We start from the raw sequence: 4,588 nt of genomic DNA on the forward strand, positions 1-4,588 counted from the left end.
CTGCGCTTCATGTCCTGGTCCTCTCAGTGGGCCAGAACGAACTTCAATCCGGATTAGATCGCAGGGGCAACGTCATCACAGCAGACGGGGCTCACAGCACTGGATTTTCCCAGCAAAGACCGGTCCAGGAAACCGGAGGCAGGTCAATCGTCTGTCGCCGGTCCACGGCTTTGATCGACAAATGGAAATAATTCAGCGAGAGAGCAGGCAAATACCTCTCTTTATCGAGTTTGCAATTCTATCAACCATCCACTTCTGGCTCCAGCGAAACAACCCGTCGTTCCAGCGCTCCGGGTGAGTACTGAACTGAACATACTGATGCCGACGTTCAGAAAGATACTCTTGCAAATCACGAGATGTGCGAACATTGTGCGCCGTTCTTGCACCGATCGAGTCCCTCAGATTCGTTACAGAAGAGTCAAAGCGACGACCCGTATCAGTAAAGAAAACAAAATCACTCCAATCATAAGACAGAATACAGTCCAAAACACCAAATTTCTGAAAGTCGTAATGCTTCCACAACTCCATATTGTTGTATCTAGAGAGCGGACTCCCGTGCATAACAATCGTCCTTATATCCGCAATTCTCCTTAGCTTAGTCAAATTCCGTTCAAACAATGCGATGGCCCTCTCCGGCACATAAGCGGCCGTATAAAAATCTTCATAGTGATAACCCACCTCGTGGCCAAGGTCGCTAATTTGACGGATAATTGCAGGATTGAATGCAGATCCAACCGTACGAAAATAAAACGTGGAGCGAACATTACGTCTGGCCTCAATCTCAGCCACAGCTAAGGCATTCTGAGGCCACCGATCAACATCGTGGCGCAACAGCAAAATTTTACCATCTTTGCGCGGCTCGTGAAGCCAATCAACAACAGGCATTAGATCATAACCCGCCTTCAAGGCGGCATCGATCACCGATGCGTAAGCCTGGAGTGTGAAATCTCTTACAAACATCACCACGCTTCCCCCGACTCGCGCGCTTTAGCTTCCCGCATTCCATCTTCCATACTTGAGCATCCTTAGCCCAGCTCGACGCAGGAATTCCTCGACGTGATCGGTGAATGCAGCGCCGAGGACAGAGCGCTCACGCGAAGAAATGTCGAACCATGACCACCCCTTCTTCTCAAGCTTATCGCGATCTTCCCTGGAAATATGCTCGAGGCAAATCAGCAACCGCTCATTGCCCGTTAAACTTAGGGCCAGCTCGAGATTTGAGCCAATCGCCTGCATTACAATACAATCCCCCTGACCATTTGGTGAGAAGAAGGAGAAGACCCCGGCCTCGCGTCGGCTCACTTTTCCCCCTTGAAAACTCACCCAGTCTGCATATTCGTCCATCAAACGAAGCAGCAATTCCCAATTTTGCGCCCCGGACCGCTCCTGTATGAAATCACCGTCTTCTCGTATAACCCTCGCGGGAACGCCGCCAGCGAGACTACGAGCAGGTATCGATTTGTTGACACAGGCATCAGTGCTTATGATGCTTTGACGACCAACAGTGACATTCGGCAAGACTGAAACACGCCACGCCAGCCAAGCCTGATCCTCGATATAAATAGGTCCAAAATTCACCGGGAAACCGTCGAAGGCGCTTGGCCACAATCCATGTGTGAAAAATAGACAATGCCCGCCAATTCCAACCTCATCGCCAATTACAACCTCCATCGAAGTATTGATAAAACTCCACTCCATCAAAATGCAGTTTCTTCCCATTTTGAATACTGAACGAGGCGTCTGAAGTCCACCGACGATCACCTGGGATCCAATACGAGTTCCCTCGCCGACCTCAATTATGGGACTCTGGATCGCAGATAACGCACCAATACGGACCCTTGCCCCAAGGCTCACACGCCGCCCGCATATTATCGACGCCGGGCCAATCTTTACTTCAGGGCCTATGTCAACAACATCGCCGACAATTACAGACCCAATACCAATTCTGGCCGTTGGATGAATTCTATACCCCTTGAGACTATACACAAATCTCTTCAAGGAAGAAGGCATCCACGCATACTTGACGATATGCGAGAAAGGCAGATCCGCAATGCTCCCCATGAAGCGCTTCATCATTGTCGCCCTTGCTTCGCTTCTTCACCGAAAGCCTCTCAACGCATATAAAGCTTCGGAATGCACTCAATCGCCCGCACAGTCTCGTCGAAATCAATGTTCAGGAGGCCAGTGTACTCACGTATTGCCTTCCATCGCGGCTCATTCACGAGCTCCAGATCCTCCAACGCTCGCTCCCGCGAGATCATTCCTTCCCGGATTTGGTTCGATCTAAATGTATCGAACTCAGTAAATCCTGCCACGGTATAATAAATATAATTGTAGAATGGAGCTGTCCCGTCGCCGATTCTCCACGTTGATGGCGAGTCAGCCGCACATTCCCAGTCATACTCATCTATAAGTACTCTGTTGATCTCAGCTTCATCCCACTCAACATAATCAAACATGAATAGATGCGTCTGGTTCAGTCCATAGTATGAGAAAGCAGCGAAGAGCGTGTCCGGAATCGATCGGTTCAGATAGCGCGGGTTCGCCAGAAACCGGCTACCATAGCCCCAAACGAGATCCAGCTTCGACTTCAGCTTGAGCGAGGACGGCCTGTTTCGCATCTCCTCGTCGGTGGGCGCGATGCCAAGGAAGCCGGTCTTAAAATCCGTTTTCTCAAGCCTGTTGGTGCAGAATACAGACAGCCCGATACCGGTCGCTTTGATTGTCTCACTTGCATGCCAGAAGAACTGCTTATCCCCAGCCATGAAGAGTGGAATAATACCTAAATCGGGTTTCTTCAGCCAGGCAAGCACATTGGCGCGGATGTTGGCCCGCTTCCGTTTAATGTCAGCGGATATCCAGATGTGCTCGACACCGAGCTTGCCACACATGCGCGCCTGATTGCGCCGGGCGAGATCGGTCACCATGCCCCAGTCATAGCTGAAACACAGCGGCGTCATCCCGTATTTCGTCTTGAGAAGGTGCAGACCATATGAGCTGTCACGCCCTCCCGAAAATGCAACCACGCAGTCTGGGCTTCCATCCCTCGAGCGATATTTCGCCAGTTCGGCCTCGAGGTCCGCCTCCGGCCGTCGAACCCATGGCTTATAGCTGTGGCAATAATTGCACGTCCCCTCCGCATCATAGGCGATGAAGGGCATCGTCTCCGGCAAGAGGCATCGGCTGCATCGGCGCAGTCCGCGGATCGCCTCCCTCAATCGTGTGGACTTCTCCTCGATCCGGCGCTGCGTGTTCAGCATCGGCTCGATGGCCGGAGTGCAGAGACCATTAACTGCAGCAGGACCAACCTCCCCTCGCGGCTCGACGGCAAATATGTCGAGTTCAAGCGTCCCAAGGGAGACGACAGCACCCTGTCCAGGCTTGAGATGAATGATCTCACCACCGACAAAACCGGGAATGGCATCCGGCCCTGACATCAACTGCGCGCATATCGCACGTTCGGAGGCGAAGAATAAACCTGTTCCGCTCGCGGCGCGACACAAATAGAGCGAGCCCGTGTTGGTGGCGAGAATGAGCGAGTCCAAATCTGCCATAAGCATCGCGATAGATGCCTCGCCATAAATATCGGCGAATACCGCTCGCAAAGCGCCGCGAATATCCTGGCCATGTCGCCGATGTTTCTGAATAAGGGCCGCGATGATCTCCGTATCAACATCGGCTCGAGGCGCAAGACCATGGGCCGCTTCGCGAGCCCAGAGATCGGCCACGTTGACCACAATGCCGTTGTGAACGACAACCGCGCCGTCCCGACTGACTGGCTGATTATTTGCTTCAATGCCTTGGAAGCCATTCGTCACAAGGCGCGAATGCCCGACGGCAGCAAGAGCACTAGCCTGGAGATCCGACCGACCAAACCACTGAGAGGCCCGCCGGACGAGTGATGTATAATTGGAGGTCGTCATCATCGCGCTGGCCGAGACGGAATCCTTGTGAATCAGGATTTCATCGCGGAGCGCAATAGCAATACCTGCAGCCTCCTTTCCGCGCTTCTCCGAAAGCTTGAACAGCTTGGCAAGGCTGGCCGACCAATCGCGCTCTTCCATTGCATGGTCGCGCGCGACCGCGAGACCGAAAATGCCACACATGGGCTATGTGTCCAATGGTATCTTGAAGTCGATGCGAGATTGCCATACCCACCACAGACCCTGCTGTGGGCAGTAGAGCACTGATACACGCTTAAGCCAGAATGAGGTCGCTGTCAAAGGCCAGGCAAGGCGCACGCAAGCTCACCGAGAACAAGAATATTTAAGTGTCATTTTAAATAATATATCATTGAGAAAGCGGTCTTTTATTTGAGTAGATTGCATAAGCGAAATTCTATACACTATTGATAGACATGATACAGGCAGACTAAACATATTATGGATTTGTTATAATTTACTGAGCAGTCATGAATAACATCTCCACGTTCCTCATGAGCCCGATAGGTCGTTCCGGTCCCGCACGTTGCAGCCAGTTGGCGAACTGGTCCACGACGACCGATGACCTGCCCCCTTCCTGATCCCTCGATTTGAATGAGAGTCCGTCACCTCAGGAGACGGACGTGAAGAAGAGCAGGTTCAACGAG

The 4,588-nt window shown here is 52.1% G+C and carries 3 protein-coding genes; all 3 read right to left on the minus strand.

Features of this window, described 5'->3' with window-relative positions; genetic code table 11:
* Positions 1-192 precede the first annotated feature (192 nt).
* Genes QNA08_RS18855 through QNA08_RS18865 form a run of 3 tightly spaced genes read right to left on the minus strand, consistent with a single transcriptional unit; the run spans position 193 to position 4,106 of the window.
* Entirely contained in the window at positions 193-966 is a 774-nt protein-coding gene (locus QNA08_RS18855; protein ID WP_283742274.1) for a polysaccharide deacetylase family protein, read from the minus strand.
* A gap of 21 nt (positions 967-987) precedes the next feature.
* Positions 988-2,076 (minus strand): acyltransferase, encoded by a 1,089-nt coding sequence (locus tag QNA08_RS18860; RefSeq protein ID WP_283742275.1) that lies wholly within the window; start codon positions 2,074-2,076, stop codon positions 988-990.
* A 35-nt stretch (positions 2,077-2,111) separates the two neighbouring features.
* On the minus strand, positions 2,112-4,106 hold the full coding sequence (locus QNA08_RS18865) for a hypothetical protein (RefSeq protein ID WP_283742276.1): 1,995 nt from the start codon (positions 4,104-4,106) through the stop codon (positions 2,112-2,114).
* Positions 4,107-4,588 lie beyond the last annotated feature (482 nt).

The organism is Chelatococcus albus (genome assembly GCF_030067675.1).
GTDB classification, from domain to species: domain Bacteria; phylum Pseudomonadota; class Alphaproteobacteria; order Rhizobiales; family Beijerinckiaceae; genus Chelatococcus_A; species Chelatococcus_A albus.